The following is a 371-nucleotide window of genomic DNA, read 5'->3' as shown; positions in this document are numbered from 1 at the left end:
TAACCATTACCACCTACGCGGTGGTAACGGTCCCGTACCGCCCTAGAGGCGAGCTCTAAAAATAAGGCTTGATTTTGTCAAGCCTTATTTTCTTTTATCCGAAGGAAAATCCATTTTTCTGAAGTCATCCTGAATTTACTTGCCCCGCTGACTTGGTTTCACCTGTCCCTGCGCTTAGTTTCCATAGGAAACTGCATTGGAAAGAAACCATGCGGGGGTTCAGGATCTATTCTTTCCAAAACAGACCCTGAAACTAGTTCAGGGTGATAATTCTAAAGTATGGTTTCGTATTTGGGGACACAATACTTAATTATCAAATAAGCTAATCAAAAACTTGAATTAAGTATTGTGTCCCCAAATGCTTAAGGTTG

The sequence above is a fragment of the Elusimicrobiota bacterium genome (assembly GCA_026388075.1).
Lineage (GTDB): Bacteria > Elusimicrobiota > Endomicrobiia > Endomicrobiales > JAPLKN01 > JAPLKN01.
Note: the sequence above shows the minus strand (reverse complement) of the source record.